Below are 22195 nucleotides of genomic sequence, written 5' to 3'. Positions count from 1 at the left end.
TTGACTACTGGAGCAGGCAGGGTCTAATTTTTTTTAAACACCGTGATACGGTGTTTTTGCTACTCCCCAAGATACGACTGGTGTCTCTAACACCGGAGCCATTGAAGGCCATAACCACGATGCATCCCTGGATACCCGGCTGATGACCATTTTTGACTACGCTCTCTTGGCGACAATAACGACACTGAACCTGGATAACTGTCCTCTAAACTTTCTTTTTTTGATGACAGTCATCATACATCAGTCTCTATGACCCACTACCCAAACTTCAGTAGCGGCAAGATTTTATTCAGCTTATCAAAGGTCTCTTGGTATTCAGCCTCCATCTCGCTATCAGCGATAATGGCGCCACCAGCCCAGCAGTACAGCCGGTTTTTTTCTGCGAGCAGCGTTCGGATAGCGATATTCGTATCCAGCGTTCCGCAACAACTGACATAACCGATGCTGCCACAGTAGGCGCTACGTCGTTGTGGTTCTAGCGCTTCAATGAGGGTCATGGCGGCTATTTTGGGGGCGCCCGTCACGGAGCCCCCAGGGAAAGTAGCGCGTAGTAGATCGAAAAGCGTATAACGGGGATCGAGGGTCGCTGTAATTGTACTGACCAAATGGTGTACCGCAGGAAAACTTTCGATAACAAATAACTCAGGGACTTGTACACTACCAGGCAGTGCCACACGGCCAATATCATTGCGTAATAGATCAACAATCATCAGATTTTCAGCCCGATCTTTACTGGAAGCGGCCAAGGCAAGGGCTGCTTGGTGATCCTCCTCGGGGTTAGCGTGGCGCCGACAGGTTCCTTTAATGGGTCGTGTATTGATCGCCCCTTGAGTTACTTGTAAGAAGCGCTCTGGAGAGAAGCTTAACAGAGTCGCTTCAGGGAAACGTAAAAAGGCTGAAAAGGGGGCACGATTGGAGGCCTGTAACCGTTGGAAAGCCTGCCATTCATCGCCTTGGTAGGGGGCACAAAAGCGCTGGGCCAAGTTGACTTGATAACAATCGCCACGCTGTAGATGGGCTTGGATCTTAAAAAACTTCTCAGCATAGGCGCTACGACTCATATTGGCTACCCAAGGTCCAGTCAGCTGAAAGGGTTGGATCTGAGTAGCGTGGCGTTGCTGTTGTAACCAGTGAAGTCGTTTTGAGCAGTCGCCTTGGCAGATCAGCAGGCACTGCTGCTGCTGGTGATCAGCTATTAACGCCCAATCATACAGACCGACCGCCATGTCTGGGAGTTGAGTATCGACAGCAGCTATCGTCGGGAAGCTCTCAAAACGCCTGCCCAAATCATAACTAAATAGGCCCACTGCCCCGCCCTGGAAGGGATAAACTGCGTGTGGGCTGACTACCGGAAGGAGTTGTTGCTGCAGTTGTTGGAGCAATAGGAGTGGATCGTCAAAGGCAACCTGTTTCCCATACTGTTTGCTGGTCATGGTGGTGCTTGCACCGTGAGTGACTAAGGTTGCCTGTGGATCAGCCACTAAAATATCAAATCGACTATGGGCATGTTCAGCGCTGCCGGAGTGTAATAACAGCGTCCAGGGTTGGCTCATGAGCGGCGCAAACTCGGTAGTCAAGTACTGTGGGGTATAGGGTAATGCGTAAAAAGTCGGGGTACACGAAGTAGTCATTCATCAATCCGCTAGAAATCAGTGAAGTCTATCCTTCAGGAGTAGATCGGCCACCGGCAGAGCGATCTCACGGGAGTGTCTCCTACCGGATACAGCAAGATCACCACCTATCTAACTTGAGCGAACTCATCAAAAGAGCAATCAGGATAATATTTCTCCATCAAAGCAAATAAAATAGCCGCGGTTTTGATGTCGATCAAGCCGGTGACATTATCTTGGACAAAGTGGCGTTGAAAAGCAGAGACCACTTGGTTGGTTTGTTCATCCAGCTCACCAGAGGCCTCTAGATCGTAGCCATATTTTTTTAAGGCCTGCTGAATGGTCAGGAGTGAGGGCATACTGAGTGTAAATTTTTCAGCGTATTGAATCATGGTCTGATAGTCAAACCAAGCACCGTGGCCATGGCGATACAGCAGCTCCCAGGGGAATCTTGGACCTGGATCTAATTTTCTACTGGGTGCGATATCACTATGGGCAATGATATTCGTTGCTGGGATCTGGGGATATTGTCTCATCAAATAATCGAGGGTTTTGAGGAGTAATTGGATCTGTTGTGGGTCAAAATCTGAAAAGCTGCAGTACGCTCTCTCGTCTATAGACTGGCAACTCACCTGGTTCACCAACTCGATGCCAATAGATTGATCGTTCAAACCGGCGACGCCTTTCCAGGAGCTGACGCCAGCATGCCAAGCACGTTCAGCGTTTTTAACCAATCTAAAGACTTTTAAGTTTTTATAATGATAGCTGCTATCTAGATTTTCCGGGATCACATAATGCGCACTCACCGCTCTGGGTGGCTTGGTATTATTGGTAAATATATCGACAGTGTTTTTAAAGTTTGTTGCGGTATAGTGCAACACGATATACTTGATACGGGCGTTACGGTTAGGTGATTGTATCGACTCATCAATATTGATAGAGGAGTTACCGGAGGAGCAACCAGTGATCACTAGAAAGAGTACGGGGGCAAGGACCTGCCAGATCTTCATCAAAGGATTCCCATTGAATCACTATCATTGAGTATTGATGATACACATCTCAGCAGGATGCTTCAAAGACTATTGATTACTCCTGCTGTAAAACCCTCTCCTTCAGCGGAAGCGATCCCCATGGAGTGATTAGTCTTACTGAGTACGACCCCCAATGGAAGGAGCGTTTTCTGGTTGAAAAACAGTGCCTAAAAAATGCTTTTAAGGGATCTAAGACGCTAGACAATTTGGTTGATAGTCTACCTATTGAGTCAACCTCAGTCACAGGCGTAGTGGCTACACAATACTAGATATCACTATTATTGCCAAACACTCTGACGCCATGGAACCTATACTTTATCGGGCTGGTTACCGGTATAAGGGCGCGTATAACCTACCGATGAGAAAACTATATGGCAAGGAGCAAGCGTATGAAGTTTATTGGCATGCCTATGAAGCGGGCAATAATGAGATCAGTTTAAAGGTTATTTTTAGAGATTATTTAAATAGTCCTAGTGAGGCTAGAGAAGCCTACTTTACTCTAAAGAAAGCAATTTGCCCGCGCCGAACCGCTTCAGCCCAGTAGCATCAATCACCAGAGGAGTCACGGCTCTCTTGCTTGTGGGACGATACTGTATCTCTACACACTGGGCCCGCCTACTGAGGTTAGACTTCATGGCTTCGAGGTCTCGTCAAACCAGAACTGATTTGCTCAACAACGCCCCCCTCAGGTCCTCACGACACTTTTAGGAGAGTTGACTAAAATGAGCACTGCAGTGATTGGTCCTTCGTGAGGATATCCCGGTAGAACCTGTAGACCTTTTGCTAGATAATGGGGCCTTGGGCCTGGAGCAAGGCGCACAGTAGTGGTTGCTAGGGTTTAATCCCAGTTGAGCAAGATCATCCTGCTCAGCAACACTCAATCTAACGTCACATTGAATAGGATCGAGGGTTTAGGCCCAACCGAACTCAAGGTGACAACACCGTGCAATGGGAGAGAGACGCACTACCATGAACAAGCTGGTAAAATGGGTCCTAATGGTGGGAGGGCTGCTAGCCAGTTGGTCTTATGCTGCCGTTGCTGAGGCTCCCCAGCGTTGTGAGCTGCCGCTGTTGCAGGCACAGCCGCAACACCTGGTCGCCAGTCGACAGATGACCCATTACTTGACCCATCATCATTATCGCCACTTTACTTTGGATGATCAGTGCTCTAGTCAAATTTTTGATCGCTATATTAGCCTGTTAGATCCACAGCGCCACCTGCTGTTGCTGTCTGATATCCAGCAATGGACGGCGGCTCGTCGTCAATTCGCCCGGGATCTGAGGAGCGGAAAACTCCAGAGTGCCTACCAGATCTACGCTAGAGTACAACAGCGTCGTTTGGAGCGTTACCGCTATGCCTTAACGGTAGCCAAAAAACCACTCAATTTTGATACGGATGAACAGTTTGAAAGTGACCGTAGCAGCTCACCTTGGCCTACCACAGTAGAACATCTTGACCAGCTGTGGTCCCGTCGAGTGAAATTTGATGCGCTCAATTGCTATCTAGCCAATCAGCGTGAACCCCACATCAGTGAGTTGTTAACGAAGCGTTATCAATCGGCGATCAAGCGTTTAAGCCAAACAAATCATGAAGATGTTTTTTTCCTCTTGATGAACGCCTTTGCTAGTGAAGTTGATCCCCACACCCGCTACTTATCTCCCCGTCTAGCAGCCCAATTTAAAGTTGAAATGAGTTTGTCAATGGAGGGCATTGGCGCCGGGCTACAGCTCATCGATGATTATGTGGTCGTGCGCTCTTTGGTCACGGGTGGCCCTGCAGCTAAGAGTAAAGCAATCATGATTGATGATCGAATTATTGGGGTCGCACCGCCCGGTAAACCGATGGTGGATATTGTCGGTTGGCGTTTAGATGATGTGGTAGAGCTCATCCGCGGCCCTAAAGGGACCCCAATTTGTTTAGAAATTTTACCGCCAGGGGGAACTGGTAAGCCTCGTCAGGTGATTGTAACGCGTGAGCGTATTCGATTGGAAGATCAAGCAGTTAAAGCGACCACTCGCTCGTTTGGAACGCATAAACTAGGGATCTTAACGCTGCCCAGTTTTTATATCGGGTTGGCTGAAGAGGTCAAAAACCAGCTATTAGCCTTTGAGCAGCAGGAGGTTGCTGCAGTACTGATTGATTTGCGGGGTAATGGCGGGGGATCCTTAGAGGAGGTGATCTCACTCACCGGTCTGTTTATTCCCCCAGGACCGGTGGTCCAGGTACGGGATCGTCAGGGGAAGATCACGGTGTACCATAGCCGCTGTCAGACTCAGCACTATGTTAAGCCAGTGCTGCTATTGGTTGACTGTTTTAGCGCTTCCGCCTCCGAGATTTTTGCAGCCGCCCTACAGGACTATGGTAGAGCCCTGGTGGTTGGCGAACAGACGTTTGGGAAAGGCACGGTTCAACAACACCAAGCCTTGGTTCATAAATTTATCCCCTATGCGCCACCTTTGGGTCATATTCAATATACCATTCAAAAATTTTACCGGATTAACGGTGGCAGTACCCAACTGCAGGGGGTACTCCCGGATGTGTGGATGCTGCCGGGGAGCAAACCCCTAGAGATTGGCGAGAGTTTTGCCGATAATGCGCTGGCTTGGGATAGCATTCCGGCGAGCAGTTATCAGCCAGTGTGTGATCTGGCCCCCTATTTAGCAACACTACATGCACAGCATCAGCAACGGATATCGGCTAATGAGGCGTTTACTTTCTTGCGACAGAACCTGGAGCATTACCAGATCTTGAAACAGCAAAAAGGGAGGATCTCTCTCAATTTAAAACAGCGTCAACAGGAGCTCCAGCAGCAAGAGGCGCGTCTATTAGCGCAGGCCAACTGGCGGCGTCACCAGCAAGGGCAACCGCCGGTCAAATCGCTGCAAGATCTGCCAAAAGATGAAAAAATGGCTGATCCCTATTTGGAAGAGGGGCTGGCCATAACGCTAGATTGGCTGCGCTTACGGATAGGTTTAGAGGGTGGTCCATGATGATTGGTAGTGAAATTTATTGAGATCAGCACTACCGCTTTATCCAGCCATTTCATCAACTTAGCCATTACGCACCCCTTACCGTAATAGTACAGTTCAGCTGGTCAATCCACTCTAATCTGTCGAACACCATAAAGCGTACCACTGGCCAGCTATGGGTTCCAGGATGTGTGGACCTAAGACTTTATCTCTCTACTCGCGCTGGCTAGGTGGACGACTAAGCCAGGCGGGGTCATGCTAGAAACAACCCCTCCTGCAGACTCATTTCATATTGGATAAGACGCTACAAGGTGATAGCGACTCCTGTCTTTAAGATAGCGCAGCTCTTTAGGGATTCCCCCATGGCAAAACCCGCTGTTTTGTAGCCAAACGAAGCGTATAGTTTCAGGGTTTTATTAACAGGAAATTGTGTGTTTACCATTAGCATCCCCCCTGTTTTCATGGGGGCTTGGGTAAAATTACCTGCTGTGAGTAGCTGAGGTTGAGACCATAGACGAACCTCTCCACCCAGAGTGAGTTTCTGATAATTCAAACAGTGGTCACTACTGAGCGAAATACCATAAGTGTTGAATGGCTGGTTTTTGCCGTGTAGTAGCGTGAGTTGGTAGTAGCGATCACTTATTTTGATAATATTTCGGATACCGAGTTCTGGTCCGTAGGGCGTTAGCAGTAATTGTGCTGAAGGTAAAAATTCCACAGGCGCAGATACTCCGGGAATTTTAAGAGGGATCAGCGGTAAGGCTACCTGTTTGTTCGTCACTGTGGAATAGATAGAGTAGGCTAAAAGAGGATCGAGTAAACCCCAGTAGTTATATTTTTTAAGCTTCGATCTGTTTAGAGAGTTTGTCTGATAAAGGCTGTTGATTCCTTGTATATAATTGGCCATGTCATGGCCCTTCAAGTTTTCTGAGTGATTATTCTTATAGGAAAAAATATAGTAAATTTGATCAAACTTGCTAGCAAAGTAAAGATGACCTAGGTTGGGGCTGATTGTACTATCCTCTACAAAACGTTGTTGAGTGACTTCTGAAAGCAGGTTACTAGCATGCACCCCCCCCAGATTGATCATGAGCCTGTCCTGGGGATGTGTTTGAGGTGGTAGTTTAAAAGCAGTGTACCCCCCGTTCAGGCCAACAGAGTATCTAATATTTTTTATACCGAGCGCTCGAAGTTGTGCCCCGTGACCTCCTATCTCGTGGTTAGCTGTCGTGATAAAAGTAGCGGCTACTTCACGAGTGCAGTAGAGGAAGAGACGCTCGACTACTCCTGTAGGCTCAGGAAGAAGCCATTCTTCTAGTTGGCGGTAGCCCTCAAAGACGGATGAGGAGAGTTCACTGCTGCTTTTAGATGAGAAGTGGCGATCAATGCTCAATAGGTAGTGGTATGGCTTAGGGCATTCCTGTTTGGCGGTGTGCTCAGCGTAACTCAGCAGTGTGAATAACAAGCAATATAGTGTAGTGCCTATTTTGATAAAATTCATTGAATGTACCACCACAGTTTGGATAGTTGTAGTCCTATGCTCACCGCTGCTGGATTAACAGAGTCAGTGTAACGGGTCATTGATTGAAGGTTGAGTTACCTGTCAGACTGTTTTGCAGTTATCACGCTATGACATGGGTGCCTGTAACGAAGTCTAAACAAAAAAATACCGACAGTTCACTTAGGGGCAAGGATACCAATACAAGCTCTACACCACAAAGGGTTTTATCAACGGAGCATTGCGGAAGCTATCGGGGTACATCATAGTTCAATCTCCCGTGAACTGAAGCGTGACTGGCCTAAAAAAATGCGAATGGGCTCACGGGATAAACAGGCCGTTAGAGGTATGGAATTGGGGCTTAAGAGGACTCCAAGAAAAATCCTTAAGGGCTTAACACCAATAGAAGTTTATACCGGACGCTGTGTTGCGCTTATTGCGTGAATCCAGCCTAACTGATCAAGAGCCGCTAAAGAAACCCCTGGAAAATCCGTACTATCCCTGGGATCTAACTGGTGAAAATAGTACCTAGGATAGTCAGTAATGCTTCGCCATAAGCCACGTTAGGAGTCATGATGCAAAATTCAGCAGTGTTTGCACCCTATCACTTCACCACTCCAATGCAGGGGACCCTAAACGAATCTCACCAGGGCAGGTTTCCCCTCAGGGTACAGTTAACGCCAAGCAACCTTCCTCGAATCCATAATGTTGTCGAATCTGTCAATAGAGAGGCGCCATTAAGCCTACAGTCCAGAGTCATTAAAAGGCTAGACCATCTGGCAGATCACCCCGGTGAAGTACTGTACCAATGGCTTCCTACCATCGCTAAATGCTCCTTAGGATTGGTGCTCCTAGGGGCTACAGTAGGCGCCGCCACCGGCGTTTGTTGTGGGATCCTGGCTTGGAAGTCTGCATTTGCCTTAGCTCATCCTTGGATAGCAGGGGCTTTGGGGATGTCATCATAGCCAGTAGCCTAAAAGAGGCCTTCTCGCCTTGTAGCGAGCAGCCAAAAAATAGCCGATCTCATCAGCTGCCTACCCCTGTAAGATAAACTAGGAGCTATTATGTCACCTCTAAACTCAGTGCATTATCATCATTGCACCATTATCCAGTATAGTTCCCCTGAATATCTGCCTAGGGGTAGTCAACGCCGGTGGCGACCAGGCGTGATCTCGTTGCTCAAAAGGGCTTGGAATACTGTACCCTCCCAACATCGCTTACCACAGTGTAAAAATCGAGCCTATAAAGCCTTGAAAAAATCTTATCAGTGGCTGTTTCGACCAAGTTACTCCACAGGAAAGCGGGTTTCTCCAGCGCTGACTGCCGCCAAATCTTTCACGACTAAGACTATGCCGATGGCCAATCGTCAGCCTCACCAGGCAAACTTTGGATCGCCATCTGTGGTTTCGAAACAACCGGCCATCGGCTTTCTGAGTACTGATAAAGTGATCAATCAGCCGCCGGCGGGAGCGCTACTCAACGCTGAACCCTCGGAGATCCCGATGATGCAAGGTGTCACAGTAAAAACCCCCGCCGTTACCTGCGGACAGGTCACTCAGCATCATGATGAGCTACCATCCAGTCTCTGCCCTAGTCTGTATGAGGAGACACCCTGTGCTCATTCGTCATCCTCCTTGGGCACCGAGGCTAGCAGTACTGTTGCCGAACACTTTGACACCCAGCTGTCGCCAGAGATCATGGTAAAACAGTTATCTGTTGCCCATGCGCCTATTGCACGGAATGATGAACTGCCTGCAAGCCACTCCTCTTATCTGGATGCGAGGACCAGCCATGAGCACCCGGAACACGCCTTAGGGACGGAGGCTAGTACTGTTGCTGAACACTCTAACACCCAGAGGATGCCAGGTATCACAGTAAAACCGTCCCTGAATGCTTCGGCAATCGCTTCGTTGGAAGATGAGTCCTGCTTGAGTGGTGATTCTATCAACCAGAGCACACAGACAACGGTTGCCGTGCTTGACGATCTCACAGAGCCCACAATCGACGATAGTTCAACAACATTTTCCAAGAAAACTGCTAAAGGGCTCGGGATAGCAGCTGCTGCTATAGGGCTCCCTATAGCGATTTCCTGCGCTGCAGGTTATGGAATGTACTTGCTAGCTTTCGCTCACCCAGTAATACTGATAGCACTCGGCTGTTTCGCCGTAGGAGCAGTAGCTTATAAAGCCTACCACTGGGTGACCAGACCGGAAGCGCTTAGCCAACGTTCGATACATGAATAGGATTAAAAGCACCGCAAAAATTTTGTGGCGTAACTTGCAGCGATTGGGCCATAAAACCTTATCAGTTTTCAAAGGCTCTCAGCGTATGAGGATAGCCCCTTAAAAACAGTTTAAGGATTAAGGCGACTTTAGGGGGCCACGTTGCCGATATAGTAAGAGTAAAAACCGGTGATGTTGTCGCTGAACATCTGCTGCTGGAAAGTGATGGCTCATTGAACAATCCGCCTCGACGCGCAACAGCAGGGCAATATCACCTCTCGTTCTGGCCGCACTCAACCAGTCGGGAAATTGTGTGGTGGTGAGGTGGCGCGATCTGCTCTCCTCATAGCCCAACCCATAAGCCAGTTCACCCTGTTCATTGAGTAGGACTAGATCACTGCGCTTCAATTGCCAAGCGGCACTGACGGCGAGTGCCACATCATTACTGAGAATCTTATCACTGTGGCTTAATAAGGATTGATAGCGCTGTAGAAAAGCCTCCGGCAGCTTAGCATCGACAATCGATTGTGGAATAGCTTTAGCGATCAGCAGCCCTAACAGGAGTGGGCACCCTGCGGCACTCCACCAGCGCTGGGTCGGCTTGAACCAGGAGAACACGCCAACCAGCAGCCAGCCACTACAGCAGGCGAGCGCAATCAACCAAGTCAACCGCTCTGCCGGGGTATACAGCAGCTCGTGCGGGATGATCACGTGATGAAAGCCTAGTATAATCAGGCAGAGTAGGCCAAATAATAGGTTGAGGAGGGCATTAGCGCGTAATAAACCCCTGTAGCCCCTCTGAATAGTCTCCATCATCACCCCACTCATCAAGAGCGCCAGCGGTGCAAAGCAGGGCAGGATATAGGTGAGTAGCTTCCCTTTAGCGAGGCTAAATAGCAGGAGTGGTAGGATCAGCCAGCTCAATAAATAGCCCTGACTAGGATCGAGGTGCCGCTGCCGCCAGCCCCGCAGTAGCGCCGCTGGTAGCAGCCCTAACCAGGGCAGTGATCCAAGCAATAATAACGGTAGATAGAACCAACCAGGCGCCCGATGTTGCGCCTGCTCACTGGCAAACCGTTGAATATGCTCTATCCAAAAAAAGTAGTGCCAATAATCGGGTTCTCGCTGGGCAATGGCTATCACCCAAGGGGTACTCACCAGCAACAGTGACAGTACGATCCAGGGGAGCTGCTTGAACAGCACCCCCCAACGCCTTTGCCAATGCAGATAAGGCAGCAGTGTCACCGCCACTACGGCCCAAGCGATAAACCCTTTGGTTAAAAAAGCCATCCCGCTCGCCAGACCTAGCCCAATAGCAGCTAGGATCTGCTCACGGTGGATCGGGGTCGTTAATAGCACATAGGCACTACACAAGGCCAGCGTGATCCAGCAGGTTAACAGGGCATCCAAGGTGGCGTAGGTACCAATGCCATAGACCAGCAACGACGAGAGGTAGATCAGGCTAGCGGCTAAGGCCCGCCGCTGACAGCGCCAGCAGTACCAGGCCAAACCGTAAATCAGCAGCGCGCTCAGGCCGGTGGCTAGGGCAGAGGCACAGCGTACAGCAAAGCGGTTTTCCCCTAACAGCCATTGACTGAGTGTATTCCACCAATAGCCAGCGACCGGTTTTTCAAAGTAGCGCAGCCCCAACAATTTAGGGACTACCCACTCCCGCTCCTGTAGCATTTCACGACTAATTTCTGCATACCGCGTTTCATCCGGCATCCACAATAACCGGCCATTGAGCGGTAGTAGATAGAAAACACCAAAAAACAGCAGCAGTAGCCAGCGGCTTTTTTTCCCCATGCTGTCAACTACTCCTCAAGGTGCTGGCAGCCGACCCAGCCCTCACGCCCTGGACAAGGGCCCTTCACTACAGAGCCCATAGGCACGTTCGACCCAGCCATGGGTATTATCCCTCCCAAGGGACAAAAGTGTACCCCGCGCGCTTTGGCTGTCGCCAACAAGCGATCAAATAGCGGCGCCATCGTCATCCCTTCGACCTCTGCATGCAGGGTATAGACCGCATACTCAGGCTGGCATTGCATCGCCTGCAGCATCAATTCGTTATAGTGGTCCAAGGTCACGGTACGACCGATGACTTCATCAAAGGTGGGCAGGGAGACCGGTAGCTGCAGCGTTCCAACACGGCCATCGGTTAAGCGCGGCCGAAACGGGCGATCACCTCGGCAATCACTACTATAGGTAAACTGAAAGGGCTGTTTGGCTTCAATGACCCGTTGATCGGCACGCCACCCCGGTACAGCGGAACAGGTCACAGCCCGTCCGAGGATCTGGCTCAGCGTCTCTACGCCCTGTTGTAACTGCGTCGTTAAGGTGCTGAGCGGCCAACCGTCGATTTTCGCTTGCCAGCTATAGTGATCCCAAGCATGCAATCCCACCTCATGGCCCTCGGTATCCGTCTCGCGCATCAGGGCTCCCAACTGCTGTCCAATCAGTCGGCCCGGCCAGGCAGTCCCTGCGAATACAATATCCCAACCATACAAAGAGAGGGCCCGTGAACGCAGCATTTTCCATAAAAAAGCGGGTCTCATCAGGCGCCATAAATGCCGGCCCATGTTATCTGGCCCCACACTAAAAAAGAAAGTGGCCTGTATCCCATGCTTAGCCAAGAGATCTAATAGGCGTGGCACCCCTTCACGGGTGCCACGCCAGGTGTCTACATCAATACGCAAGCCAACTTTCATGCACAATCAGGCGCTACCAGCGACCGCAGAAAATAATCTAAGGTTTTAGTCACCGTCTCTTTCAAGGGGATGCTAGGTTGCCACTGGAGATAACGCCGCGCGTTGTGAATGCTGGGTCGGCGGTAGGCGACATCTTGATAACCCCGCCCATAATAGGCACGGCTCTCTATCGCCTTAAAGCCGGCAAAAGGGGGAAAGTGATGCCGTAAAGGATGGGCTTCAAAAACCTGCACGAGCAACTGAGCTAACGCTTCAATGGTGGCTTCGTTATCGGGATTGCCAATATTGATAATTTTGGCATCACAGGCTCCTTTCAGATTTTCAATAATCCGAAACAGTGCCTCAATGCCCTCTTCAATATCGGTGAAACAGCGCTTTTGGGCGCCGCCATCGACCAATTTAATCGCTGTTCCCTCTACCAAATTCAGAATCAATTGGGTAATCGCCCGCGAGCTGCCAATGCGCGCGGCCTGCAGCGAGTCTAATCGAGGCCCTATCCAGTTAAAGGGGCGAAACAGGGTAAATTGCAGCCCCTGATCACGTCCATAGGCCCAAATAATACGATCTAACAGCTGCTTAGAGACGGAGTAGATCCAACGTGGCTTACAGATGGGTCCGACAATCAGCCGGGAGCGATCTTCGTCGAACTGCTCATCATCGCACATCCCGTAGACTTCTGAGGTGGAGGGGAAAATGATGCGTTTCTGATACTTCACACAGTAACGGACGATCTTAAGATTTTCCTCGAAATCAAGCTCAAAAACTCGTAAAGGATTACGGACATACTCTATCGGCGTTGCAATGGCCACCAAGGGCAAAACCACATCACATTTTTTAATATGGTACTCAATCCACTCGGAATGAATACTGATATCCCCCTCGACGAAGTGAAAACGGGGATGATCGATAAAGCGTTGTATGGCATCACTGCCGATATCTAACCCATACACTTCATAATAACCCTTCTGCAGTAAGCGTTCTGTCAGATGGTTACCAATAAACCCATTCACCCCGAGAATTAGTACCCGTACCCGCCTTGGGGTGGCTTCATCCGCACCCGGTGCCATTCGACACCGTTGGCCGACGACCAGTCCTGCTTCGGTGACCAATTGATGGGCATGCAGATAGAGCCCTTGCGCGAGGGCGCCTGCTTGAATGGTTAACCGCCCTTGACCACAGGCAATCTGTAGCGGTGAAGTCGCGAGAATAGTCCCCGGTGGTTGATCACTCGGCTGCCGATCGGCTGTGGCCTGCCATATCGTTAACGGTTGCTCACCGATAAAGGTAAACGCTCCGGGGTAGGGTTGGGTCACGGCACGCACCAGATTAAACAAGCTCTCCGCAGGCTGCGACCAATCCAGTGCGCCATCAGCGGGTGTCCGCGCACCATAGTAACTAGCTTGCCGCTCATCTTGAGGCTGGTGCTGGAGGGTTCCGTTCTTCAGTTTGGGTAGGGACTCAGCTAATAACACCTGAGCGGCTTGGTTGAGTTTGTGATGTAAGGTCAACGCCGTATCTTGCCGCTCAATAGCCACCGCCCGTTGTGCTACTATTGCCCCCGCATCGGGCTGTTCAGTCATCTGATGGAGGGTGATTCCGGTCTCAGTCTCTCCCTTCACTAACACCCAATTGACCGGGGCACGGCCACGATAGCGCGGCAACAACGACCCATGTAAATTGTAAGCCCCCTGTGGTGCACACTGCAGGATCTCTGGACCCAAGAGCTGGCGATAGTAAAAAGAGAAGAGCATGGCGGGCTCTAAGGCGCGAATGCGGTCAATCCATAAGGGGTGATTGACATCAGTTGGCGCATACACCGGTAATTGGTGGGCCGCACAGCGCTGCGCTACCGAACCAAAAAAGCAGTGCTCTTGAGGATTATCCTGATGGGTAAAAACTGCTTGAATAGTAAACCCGGCCGCTAATAGGGCCTCTAGGCCACTGCAGCCGATATCGTGATAAGCGAATACCACTACTTTCATGGTTCACCCGCTTCGCTGTCCTGTTGACGAATGACCTGTTGGATAAAATAGCGGGGGCGCCCGCGCACCTCGTTATAAATACGGCCAATATACTCACCCAACAGACCCAATCCCATCAGTTGTACGCCCATAAAGCTAAATAGGACCGCAAACAGGGTAAACACGCCATTGGCGGCCCATATGGGCCCGCAGATCACTCGCAAAATCACCAGTAGCAGGGATAGTAGAAAACCGCTGAGGGCAATTACACTGCCTAATATACTCAGACAGCGTAGGGGTAACGTGGTCATACAGGTGACTAAATCAAATGATAAGTTGACCAGTTGCCAAAAATTATATTTGGACTCCCCATGCTGCCGCTCACGATGCTCTACCGGCAGTTCAGTGGTGTGGCGCGCGAAACTGTTGGCCAAGATGGGAATAAAGGTACTCCGCTCTGGGCAGTTGAGCATCGCCTCCACAATGGGGCGCCGATAGGCGCGTAGCATACACCCATAATCACTCATCACCTGGCCAGTTACTTTTTGTGTCATCCAGTTAACCAGTTTTGAAAAAAATTTGCGAACCCCCGGATCTTGACGCCCGATCCGAAGGGTACCGACCACCTCATAACCTTGTTGAGCCGCTTGTACTAACTGGGGAATCGCCTCTGGGGGATTTTGTAGATCGGCATCCAGGGTGATCACGATCTCCCCGCGGCTCTGCTCAAAACCTGCCATAATCGCGGCATGCTGTCCGTAGTTGCGATTCAGCAACACCGCCACTATTGTTCCAGCAGCCTCTCTAGCTGCCGTACTGATCAGCTCTGGGGAGGCATCTCGGCTGCCATCATCTACCAAAATAATCTCGTAGGGCAGCTGCAGTGACTCACAAGCACGCTGTGTGCGATCTAAGAGCTCAGGTAGGCTCTGAGACTCATTGTATAGTGGGATGACCACCGAAATATGCTGAATTATTGTGTTGTCAACCATGGAATTAAAATAGCTAAAAAGAGGCAGACTACAGCGTTAGCTCAGTTGTTGCAAGGCTTGTAAGCGCCGCTGCCAGACTATTTTTTGGCGAGTGGGTCCTGAGTGCTCCCCCGGTTGGAGATCGTGGAAGTGAAGGGCTGAGAGCGCCTCGAAGCAGCGCACCAGGTAATCCGCTGGTGGGAAAGTGGTTGTGGTGTCCAGGATCCCCGACCGACAAGCTAACAGCACCTGCGTTAACCGTTGGGGGCGGCGCCAGACATCCAGAGTATACATTAATTTCAGCAGGCATTCTGGGCTTAACTGGGGGCTCTGATGAATCAACGGCTGTACCCTAGCGACGAGGAGTGCCAGTTCCCGTAGATGATTAGGCACTCTGAGGCGCGTACAAAATGCCTGGATAAGTGGTAATGCCGCTACCTCATGATCAGGATGGGCTGGCCAGGAGGCTTTAGGCGTGCGAGCTTTGCCAAACGCCCGGCAGAGCACCGCACAACGCACCGCCAGATCGTCACTGAGTCGCGCACTCTGTTCGAGTGCTTGCAGAGTCTCCAGACCGCTGTCGATTACCGATGGTCCCGTAGAGTGTGTCGGTATCCCAAAGAGGTTGGCTAACTCAGGGAATAATCCCTGCAAAGCCTGGCACTCCTGTAACACTGCAAAGTAGCGTTGGGGTGCCGCACTGCACAAGGCGGTTGCCGTCTCTTTCCAGACTCGTTCTGGTGTCAGCTGCTGTAGTTCACCACTGGTTACCATCGCTTGCATGAGCGCCATCGTCTCTGGCGCAATACGAAAATCAAAAGCCGCATAACAGGCCGCAAAACGCGCCACCCGCAAGACCCGCAGGGGATCTTCGGTAAAAGCCGGTGAGACATGCCGCAACCAACGCTGCTGTAGATCGGCTTGACCACCAGCAGGATCGATCAACGTGCCATCAGCTGCTTGCGCTATGGCATTGAGGGTGAGATCTCGCCGCTGTAGATCTTCCACCAAGGTGATCTGCTGGGTCGCTTGACAGATAAACCCCCGATGGCCTTGAGCCGCTTTACGCTCAGTACGGGCTAACGCATACTCTTCATGGGTGGTTGGATGCAGGAACACCGGAAAATCCCGACCAACCTGCGTATACCCTTGAGCCAACAGGGTTTCAGCGGAGGCACCGACCACCACCCAATCGCGCTCCCGTACGGGCAACCCCAACAACTGATCCCGTACGGCGCCGCCCACTAAATAGCACTGCATCGCTATCATCCCTACTATTCATGGAGGCTGCTGTCTGCACCTTGATCGTAGCCATCACTAGGAGAACAAGACCACTCCCCGGAGTCGTCATCAATCCAGACAGTATCATTGTGCAGGCTTTATCAAGCTAACCCCAATACCCTGCCTGGCAAGAGATCTTAGTTCATCCAGCGCTCACGCCGTCGCCGCCGGCTGGCCAGTACTGGGAGAAAAAATCCCAAGAGTATCCCACCACCGGCCACCGCGCCACCATAACTAAACCACTGCAGTAATTCCTGACGCTGCTGGTGATTTAACCGCTGTTGTAATGCTTGCAGTTGTTGTTGCAATTCGGCAATCTGCCGGGTTAATGCACTGTTCTCTTGCTGTAATGCCTGGATCTGTTGATCCCCAGCCACGGCTTTTTGCTGCAAAGCGGCGGTCCGCTGCTGCCAATCGGCATTAATCGTGTGCAGCTGGCTGTTCATCTGCGTTATCTGCTGCTCTAGTAGCGGCAGACGAGCCTTTAAGCTTGGCTGCTGCGTAAGATGCTGCAAAGGCACCCAGGCACTGCGGCCCTTTTTATCTTGAATGTTAGCAAATTGCTTCTGTTGGTTAATGTCTAACACCGTCACCTGGTCGCCCGTTTTTAAGGAACCAACGATGCGGTACTCCTCACCGGGGCCACCATGCAGATAAACGCTTAACGTGTCCGTAATGTAGTGTGTCTCCGTCGCGTGTAATGCTTTGAGATGAACCCCCATCAATAGCATTAACCCTAATACATACCGTTTTTGCATAAGCTCCTATCAGCTACTGTGATTGATTGTCCTGCATGGATAAAAGCACAGATACCGTGCTCTGTACAGGGCTGATCAGCTGGTCACTCAACGAAATATCCAGCACAAGAGCTGGAAAAAAGTCATGGAGAGCACGGCCGCAATGGGCAATGTGACCACCCAAGAGACTATAATGCTCCTGACGACGCCTAAATTTAAGGCTGCAATGCCTCGGGCAAAGCCCACCCCTAAAACAGCACCGACTAAAGTTTGTGTGGTGGATATTGGCAGACCAATTCCTGAAGCGATCACCACCGTCGCCGCCGCCGAAAACTCCGCAGCAAATCCTCTGCTCGGCGTTAAATCGGTGATTTCAACGCCCACTGTGGCCATCACCTTATGGCCTAGTAAGGCTAACCCCAAAACGATACCCACCCCACCTAACGGTAGTGCCCACCACACCATATGGACCATGGATTCCAGGGAGTCACCCTGTTGTAGTACAGCCGTAATGGCGGACAGTGGGCCAATCGCATTGGCAACATCATTAGAGCCATGTGCAAAAGCCATGGCACAAGCGGTGATTAACATCAAACGACTAAAGACCCGTTCGACATTGGTAAAGTGTTTAGTGCCCTGTTTAATTGAAAGTTTCGCCTGTGCAATGTACCAATAACCCACCAGGGTCAATAACAACGCAATGGCTACGGCCACCAGGGTTGATTCTCCGAAATTCCACTGCAGGCCGATATGCCGCAGACCCTTATGGATCGTCACCAAGGAGATCACCAGCACCGTTAAAAAAATATAGAAGGGTCCATAACGTTTGGCATTGGCAAAGGGCTGCTCGGTATCAAAGATGTAACGCTGAACACTGCTAAAGATAATATAGGCGATAATGCCGGCGACCAGCGGAGTGACTAGCCAGCCGACGACCATCCATTGTACCTGCTCCCATTGAATCGCCTGCAGTCCTACCGTGACCGTTGCAAAGCCGATGATACCGCCAATAATGGAGTGGGTGGTTGAAACCGGCCAACCAGCCCAAGAAGCGATGATCAACCAGGTGGCAGCAGCCAACAACGCTGACATCATCCCAAAAATCAGCACTAACTGATCGCCATCAAATAGGGACAAATCGATAATATCACCCCGGATGGTTTGTGCCACTTCGCCACCCGCTAAGAAAGCCCCGGCGAACTCAAAGATCATGGCGATAATAATCGCCTGTTTAATCGTAATAGCCCGGGAACCTACTGAAGTTCCCATGGCATTGGCTACATCATTTGCGCCGATCCCTATGGCCATCAGTAGGCCAAACAGAGCTGCCACCGACAGCAATAAGGTGCTCTGTTCCATTAAAATTGCCATGTAGTGACCCTTTAACTAGTTAACTAAACATTTAGGAGCGCGCCAACATCATTTCCAAACGAACACCTACACTGAGTGCTTGATCGGCCAAACCACCGACCCATTCTAAGATCTGATAAAGAAACAGGACATCAACCGGATTATACTGCGCTTCCAGCTGCATGAGTGAACGCCGCAAAGCGATCTGCAGCTGATCGGTGTCATCTTCAATTTTATCCAGTTTCATCACCATACTCTCTACTAAGGTGACCTCACGGCCCCGAAAGCCATTTTCTAACAACTCATCAAACTCATTAATCACCAGATTAGCTTGTCGTGCAGCGTCGAGACAGCGTTGCACATACTCCATAAAGGCAGCTTGCATGGCTTGTGGGATCTGCAAATGGCGACCGATCACTCGGCCAGAGATATCTTTGGCCTGGTTGGCTAGCTGATCTTGGTGTCGGAGTAAATCCAACATATCGCTGCGATCAACCGGCAAAAACAGTCCTCGAGGCAGCTTCAAGCGGATTTCTCGTTTGAGTGCATCGGCCTGTTTTTCTTTCAAGGCAAGCTTAGCTTGTATTTGCTCCGCTGCCGGCCACTCTCCCTGAAAAGTCTCTTCAAAAAAAGGGATTAATAGCGCACAGCAGTCATAGACTTTGTTGCTATGTTCTTGCAGCGGCTTGAGAGGAGATTTAGCAAATAATCCCAATATAGTACTTACTGACATGGAAACCCGCCTCCGTTTACCGTTCATTCTCTACTGAGAAGACGTTACACCATCCCTGTTGTCGGCGCAACCGATCCAGATCACGCTAGTAGCGCTATTATTGGTATACTATTAACTACTGGATACCTCAAGGGTACACTCACACTATGCCAATGACTTTACCTCCGTTTCAACAAGCGCGCGTGCTGGTGGTGGGTGATATTGTTCTAGACCGCTATTGGTCCGGAGCCAGTGACCGCATCTCACCCGAAGCCCCGGTGCCCGTTGTCAACGTCCAACAGCGCGAAGATCGTCCTGGCGGGGCCGCCAATGTGGCGATGAATGTCGCTTCGTTGGGTGCTAACACCTGCTTGGTCGGTCTGACCGGGGTTGATGAAGCCGCAGAGGCGTTGAACCGGGCACTCCGCGCAGCCAATATTACCAGCCAAATCATCACGGATCCCGCTTACCAGACCCTAGTGAAGCTCCGCGTGCTCTCGCAGCACCAACAGCTGTTACGCCTAGATTTTGAAACCCGCTTTCAACCGAGCGATGCCGAAATACTGTTGGCGCACATTCAACAACAGGCCTTGGTAGACTCGGCAGAGGTGATGGTCCTGTCAGATTATGCTAAAGGGGCTTTGTCCACGATTCCCGCCTTGATTCAGTTAGGGCGGGCGGCCGGCATCCCGGTATTGATCGATCCCAAAGGGAGCGATTTTTCGCGCTATCGGGGTGCCTCGCTATTGACGCCGAACCTGGCTGAATTTCAGGCGGTGGTGGGCCACTGCCCCGATGAGTCGACCCTGGTTGCTCGAGGGATGCAGCTGCTGACGGACTATGATATTGCAGCCCTGCTGATCACCCGCTCCGAGCAGGGGATGACCCTGCTGCGTCGACAGCAGCCGCCGCTACACCTATCCACTCAAGCCCAAACGGTCTTTGATGTGACTGGTGCCGGAGATACCGTCGTCGCGGTGGTCGCCGCCGCGCTGGCGGCTGGAGCCTCACTGGAGCGTGCCTGTGAGCTGGCTAATGTTGCGGCCGGGTTAGTGGTCAAAAAACTCGGCACCGCTTCGGTTACTTACCAGGAGCTGGAACAAGCACTGCTAAGCCGCGGTACCTTAGGTTATGGGATCCTCAGTGAGCAGCAGCTGAAACAGGCGGTGGCTATCGCGCGCCGCCGTGGGGAACGGATCGTCATGACCCATGGCTGCTTTGATATTTTACATGCTGGACATGTCAATTATTTATCGCAGGCCCGCCAGCTGGGTGATCGGTTGATTGTAGCTATCAATAGTGACGTCTCTATCCGCCGCTTCAAGGGAGCCCAGAGCCCCATCTACCCGCTGGCCCAACGACTGCAGGTGGTGGCGGCCCTCAGTGCCGTCGATTGGGTGGTGCTCTTTGATGATGAGAGCCCAGAGCGCTTGATTACCACTATTTTGCCCGATGTGCTGGTGAACGGGGGTGACGCCCAACCAGAAGCCATTGCCGGTGCCCAAGCGGTCCAACAAGCGGGGGGCACGGTCCAGATCCTCGATTTTATCGCCGACTGTGCTATTACGGCGACTATTCACCAGCTCCATCAAAAGAGAGCTGGGATCGGTGTATTGGGATAATCCCGCTTAGGCAGCTTCCCGCTACCGTCAGCGACCGATCGTGCCATCACGGTTTTAAAGGTAGTGCCTTATAATGATTGGTAGTGAAATTTGTCGATATAAGCACCGATAACTTTTTCATGAAGTTCTAGAGATTTAGAGAAGCAAATGGTTCGTCTCGCCGAGCGTTTGATGTGTATCCGCAGTGTTAAGTTATAGCGTTCGATCCGTTGAGTGAAAATTTTGCCCCATCAGTCATTTGAACCCTCTACCAAAAAATGATAGGAGCTTAAATCTTTTTAAGAATTTCTTTCCAAGACTGTTTACTTTCCCAGTAACTTGTTTGATTTCTTCCAGGAGACATTTCTGATTTATCATCTATGCTGACTAATGACTGACTTATGCTCGCTTTTGCTTTATCTGGTAAAGAATCTGGATTATTATCACCGCACATTTTGTTCCAAAAAACCTCGCTCGAAGGATCATCGCATGGTTTTCTATTATCCTGTACGTGATTTTCTGCTACAGGTGCATGGATATGAATATGTATAGATAATTTTATTTTTTTTGTAGTATCATTTTTAGCATGATGCTCTTTCTGCTTTCTTTTAAAAAACATATAACACATCCTAATTCTTATATCATTTTATGAAAAAAGTAATTATAATTCTTATTTAAATTTTTCAAAGTAATATTTAAAATAAAAAAATAAAAAAAGATATTATTTTTTCTACTCATAAAAATTAGTGGAGGATCGCCTGAATATAGTAAATATAAGAATAAAACACTTAGTTAACCTCAGCTCGTGAATCGCCCCGAGAATCTCGGAGACTCCACTTTTTCCTTATGAGAGAATGGAGTTTATGGAAACTAAAAAAAAACCGGCAAAAAACTATATCACCCGAAGTCCATGGGCGAGCCATCAAGATGGTATTGGAGCATGAGACTAACTATGAGAACCGCTGGGCAGCAATCCACTATATTGCAGTGAAAATAGGCTGCCACCCCAAAACCCTGAGACTGTGGGTGGTGTCCTCTATTGACTGATATGTTATGATTGCCATCAAAACAAGGAATTGTTCGGATGGCGGTTATGGAGGTAAAATGTCGTTACTGTGGGCAAGAGACGGTGGTCAAAAATGGAAAAGCACCAAACGGATTACAACGCTTTCACTGTCAGGCTTGTCGGCGGTACTTCCAGGTAGAATACCGCTACAACGGCCACAAGCCAGGAACTGCTCAACGCATTGTAGATATGGCTTTCAATGGTTCTGGTGTCAGAGATACCAGTCGTGTCCTTGGAATCAGTAAAGATACCGTCATACGGCGCTTAAAAAAAATTAGCCCCCGCCCAGGTGAGCAGTCAACAGCGAGCTATCGCTGATGTGGCACTGATTTGTGGTAGTGGGTCCAACTGACTGATAGCAGGAATTATCAACTCAATTCTCATCAATTTTATCTAAGATGTATGCTTGGTTTCGGAAGTCTACATGAGCCCGGCATTTTGCCTCATCAGTCAGTTGGACCCAGCACCGAATATTCC

20 protein-coding genes and 2 pseudogenes are annotated in these 22195 nt (G+C 50.2%); 8 read left to right on the top strand and 14 right to left on the bottom strand.

Translation table 11 applies throughout. From position 1 onward, the window contains the following. Positions 1-4 precede the first annotated feature (4 nt). From NL324_RS08300 to NL324_RS01045, 3 genes are all read right to left on the bottom strand, one after another. Positions 5-112, bottom strand: a complete 108-nt coding sequence (locus NL324_RS08300) for an IS1-like element transposase (RefSeq protein WP_436298177.1) — start codon at positions 110-112, stop codon at positions 5-7. A 145-nt stretch (positions 113-257) separates the two neighbouring features. Then, entirely contained in the window at positions 258-1631 is a 1374-nt protein-coding gene (gene pabB, locus NL324_RS01050; RefSeq protein ID WP_253305974.1) for an aminodeoxychorismate synthase component 1, read from the bottom strand. 107 nt (positions 1632-1738) lie between these two features. Further along, entirely contained in the window at positions 1739-2620 is an 882-nt protein-coding gene (locus NL324_RS01045) for an N-acetylmuramoyl-L-alanine amidase (protein WP_253305973.1), read from the bottom strand. A gap of 283 nt (positions 2621-2903) precedes the next feature. Between NL324_RS01045 and NL324_RS01040 the strand changes: the two genes are divergently transcribed. Together NL324_RS01040 and prc are read left to right on the top strand one after the other, a co-directional pair. Further along, positions 2904-3185 carry a GrpB family protein gene (locus NL324_RS01040; RefSeq protein WP_366516356.1) on the top strand — a complete coding sequence of 94 codons (282 nt, stop codon included), beginning with the start codon at positions 2904-2906 and terminating at the stop codon, positions 3183-3185. Between the two features lie 425 nt (positions 3186-3610). Next, positions 3611-5632 carry a carboxy terminal-processing peptidase gene (gene prc / locus NL324_RS01035; RefSeq protein WP_253305971.1) on the top strand — a complete coding sequence of 674 codons (2022 nt, stop codon included), beginning with the start codon at positions 3611-3613 and terminating at the stop codon, positions 5630-5632. A 283-nt stretch (positions 5633-5915) separates the two neighbouring features. On the opposite strand, the gene NL324_RS01030 is transcribed toward prc, so the two are convergent. Next, entirely contained in the window at positions 5916-7112 is a 1197-nt protein-coding gene (locus NL324_RS01030; protein ID WP_253305970.1) for a hypothetical protein, read from the bottom strand. Between the two features lie 165 nt (positions 7113-7277). On the opposite strand from NL324_RS01030, the gene NL324_RS01025 reads away from it, so the two are divergent. From NL324_RS01025 to NL324_RS01015, 3 genes are all read left to right on the top strand, one after another. After that, positions 7278-7553, top strand: coding sequence for a helix-turn-helix domain-containing protein (locus NL324_RS01025; protein WP_366516355.1), 276 nt, complete (start codon positions 7278-7280; stop codon positions 7551-7553). Between the two features lie 131 nt (positions 7554-7684). Further along, positions 7685-8074 (top strand): hypothetical protein, encoded by a 390-nt coding sequence (locus NL324_RS01020; protein ID WP_253305969.1) that lies wholly within the window; start codon positions 7685-7687, stop codon positions 8072-8074. A 99-nt stretch (positions 8075-8173) separates the two neighbouring features. Further along, complete coding sequence (locus tag NL324_RS01015; protein WP_253305968.1) at positions 8174-9352, top strand: hypothetical protein; 1179 nt, start codon at positions 8174-8176, stop codon at positions 9350-9352. Positions 9353-9469: 117 nt separating this feature from the next. Here NL324_RS01015 and arnT read toward each other — a convergent pair whose 3' ends face one another. The 8 genes from arnT to NL324_RS00975 all read right to left on the bottom strand — a co-directional run bounded on the left by arnT (position 9470) and on the right by NL324_RS00975 (position 19072). Next, entirely contained in the window at positions 9470-11137 is a 1668-nt protein-coding gene (gene arnT / locus NL324_RS01010) for a lipid IV(A) 4-amino-4-deoxy-L-arabinosyltransferase (protein ID WP_253305967.1), read from the bottom strand. 8 nt (positions 11138-11145) lie between these two features. Continuing rightward, the gene (gene arnD / locus NL324_RS01005) at positions 11146-12039 is read right to left on the bottom strand and encodes a 4-deoxy-4-formamido-L-arabinose-phosphoundecaprenol deformylase (protein WP_253305966.1); all 894 of its coding nucleotides are present in this window, start codon (positions 12037-12039) and stop codon (positions 11146-11148) included. Beyond that, a complete protein-coding gene (arnA, locus tag NL324_RS01000; RefSeq protein WP_253305965.1) occupies positions 12036-14021 on the bottom strand; it encodes a bifunctional UDP-4-amino-4-deoxy-L-arabinose formyltransferase/UDP-glucuronic acid oxidase ArnA in 1986 nt (661 codons plus the stop codon). The genes arnD and arnA overlap by 4 nt, the downstream gene beginning before the upstream one ends. After that, complete coding sequence (locus NL324_RS00995; protein ID WP_253305964.1) at positions 14018-14992, bottom strand: glycosyltransferase; 975 nt, start codon at positions 14990-14992, stop codon at positions 14018-14020. The genes arnA and NL324_RS00995 overlap by 4 nt, the downstream gene beginning before the upstream one ends. Before the next feature lie 36 nt (positions 14993-15028). Then, complete coding sequence (locus NL324_RS00990) at positions 15029-16231, bottom strand: multifunctional CCA addition/repair protein (protein WP_253305963.1); 1203 nt, start codon at positions 16229-16231, stop codon at positions 15029-15031. Positions 16232-16389: 158 nt separating this feature from the next. Next, positions 16390-17010, bottom strand: coding sequence for a TIGR04211 family SH3 domain-containing protein (locus tag NL324_RS00985; protein WP_253305962.1), 621 nt, complete (start codon positions 17008-17010; stop codon positions 16390-16392). Positions 17011-17097: 87 nt separating this feature from the next. After that, the gene (locus NL324_RS00980) at positions 17098-18360 is read right to left on the bottom strand and encodes an inorganic phosphate transporter (RefSeq protein ID WP_253305961.1); all 1263 of its coding nucleotides are present in this window, start codon (positions 18358-18360) and stop codon (positions 17098-17100) included. Positions 18361-18391: 31 nt separating this feature from the next. Beyond that, entirely contained in the window at positions 18392-19072 is a 681-nt protein-coding gene (locus tag NL324_RS00975) for a TIGR00153 family protein (RefSeq protein ID WP_253305960.1), read from the bottom strand. 146 nt (positions 19073-19218) lie between these two features. Here NL324_RS00975 and hldE point away from each other — a divergent pair, with 146 nt between their 5' ends. Then, positions 19219-20673, top strand: coding sequence for a bifunctional D-glycero-beta-D-manno-heptose-7-phosphate kinase/D-glycero-beta-D-manno-heptose 1-phosphate adenylyltransferase HldE (gene hldE / locus NL324_RS00970; RefSeq protein ID WP_253305959.1), 1455 nt, complete (start codon positions 19219-19221; stop codon positions 20671-20673). A 68-nt stretch (positions 20674-20741) separates the two neighbouring features. Here the strand turns inward: hldE and NL324_RS00965 are convergent. Continuing rightward, positions 20742-20900: pseudogene (locus NL324_RS00965) on the bottom strand (IS1 family transposase); the annotation flags it as partial. Positions 20901-20941: 41 nt separating this feature from the next. Further along, entirely contained in the window at positions 20942-21280 is a 339-nt protein-coding gene (locus NL324_RS00960) for a hypothetical protein (RefSeq protein WP_253305958.1), read from the bottom strand. Between the two features lie 218 nt (positions 21281-21498). Between NL324_RS00960 and NL324_RS00955 the strand changes: the two are divergent. Then, positions 21499-21681, top strand: a pseudogene (locus tag NL324_RS00955) (hypothetical protein); the annotation flags it as partial. A 64-nt stretch (positions 21682-21745) separates the two neighbouring features. Next, positions 21746-22036, top strand: a complete 291-nt coding sequence (locus tag NL324_RS00950) for an IS1-like element transposase (protein ID WP_253305957.1) — start codon at positions 21746-21748, stop codon at positions 22034-22036. Positions 22037-22195: the final 159 nt, after the last annotated feature.

The sequence above is a fragment of the unidentified bacterial endosymbiont genome (assembly GCF_918320885.1).
Classification (GTDB): Bacteria; Pseudomonadota; Gammaproteobacteria; order Enterobacterales.
Note: the sequence above shows the minus strand (reverse complement) of the source record. Positions and strands in the feature narration are given on the sequence as shown.

Excerpts from the sequence above, each read along its gene's own strand:
- NL324_RS08300 (WP_436298177.1), bottom strand. The coding sequence starts at position 112 with ATGGCCTTCAATGGCTCCGGTGTTAGAGACACCAGTCGTATCTTGGGG.
- pabB (WP_253305974.1), bottom strand. The coding sequence starts at position 1,631 with ATGACTACTTCGTGTACCCCGACTTTTTACGCATTACCCTATACCCCA.
- NL324_RS01045 (WP_253305973.1), bottom strand. The coding sequence starts at position 2,620 with ATGAAGATCTGGCAGGTCCTTGCCCCCGTACTCTTTCTAGTGATCACT.
- prc (WP_253305971.1), top strand. The coding sequence starts at position 3,611 with ATGAACAAGCTGGTAAAATGGGTCCTAATGGTGGGAGGGCTGCTAGCC.
- NL324_RS01030 (WP_253305970.1), bottom strand. The coding sequence starts at position 7,112 with ATGAATTTTATCAAAATAGGCACTACACTATATTGCTTGTTATTCACA.
- NL324_RS01020 (WP_253305969.1), top strand. The coding sequence starts at position 7,685 with ATGCAAAATTCAGCAGTGTTTGCACCCTATCACTTCACCACTCCAATG.
- NL324_RS01015 (WP_253305968.1), top strand. The coding sequence starts at position 8,174 with ATGTCACCTCTAAACTCAGTGCATTATCATCATTGCACCATTATCCAG.
- arnT (WP_253305967.1), bottom strand. The coding sequence starts at position 11,137 with ATGGGGAAAAAAAGCCGCTGGCTACTGCTGCTGTTTTTTGGTGTTTTC.
- arnD (WP_253305966.1), bottom strand. The coding sequence starts at position 12,039 with ATGAAAGTTGGCTTGCGTATTGATGTAGACACCTGGCGTGGCACCCGT.
- arnA (WP_253305965.1), bottom strand. The coding sequence starts at position 14,021 with ATGAAAGTAGTGGTATTCGCTTATCACGATATCGGCTGCAGTGGCCTA.
- NL324_RS00995 (WP_253305964.1), bottom strand. The coding sequence starts at position 14,992 with ATGGTTGACAACACAATAATTCAGCATATTTCGGTGGTCATCCCACTA.
- NL324_RS00990 (WP_253305963.1), bottom strand. The coding sequence starts at position 16,231 with ATGCAGTGCTATTTAGTGGGCGGCGCCGTACGGGATCAGTTGTTGGGG.
- NL324_RS00985 (WP_253305962.1), bottom strand. The coding sequence starts at position 17,010 with ATGCAAAAACGGTATGTATTAGGGTTAATGCTATTGATGGGGGTTCAT.
- NL324_RS00980 (WP_253305961.1), bottom strand. The coding sequence starts at position 18,360 with ATGGCAATTTTAATGGAACAGAGCACCTTATTGCTGTCGGTGGCAGCT.
- NL324_RS00975 (WP_253305960.1), bottom strand. The coding sequence starts at position 19,072 with ATGTCAGTAAGTACTATATTGGGATTATTTGCTAAATCTCCTCTCAAG.
- hldE (WP_253305959.1), top strand. The coding sequence starts at position 19,219 with ATGCCAATGACTTTACCTCCGTTTCAACAAGCGCGCGTGCTGGTGGTG.
- NL324_RS00960 (WP_253305958.1), bottom strand. The coding sequence starts at position 21,280 with ATGTGTTATATGTTTTTTAAAAGAAAGCAGAAAGAGCATCATGCTAAA.
- NL324_RS00950 (WP_253305957.1), top strand. The coding sequence starts at position 21,746 with ATGGAGGTAAAATGTCGTTACTGTGGGCAAGAGACGGTGGTCAAAAAT.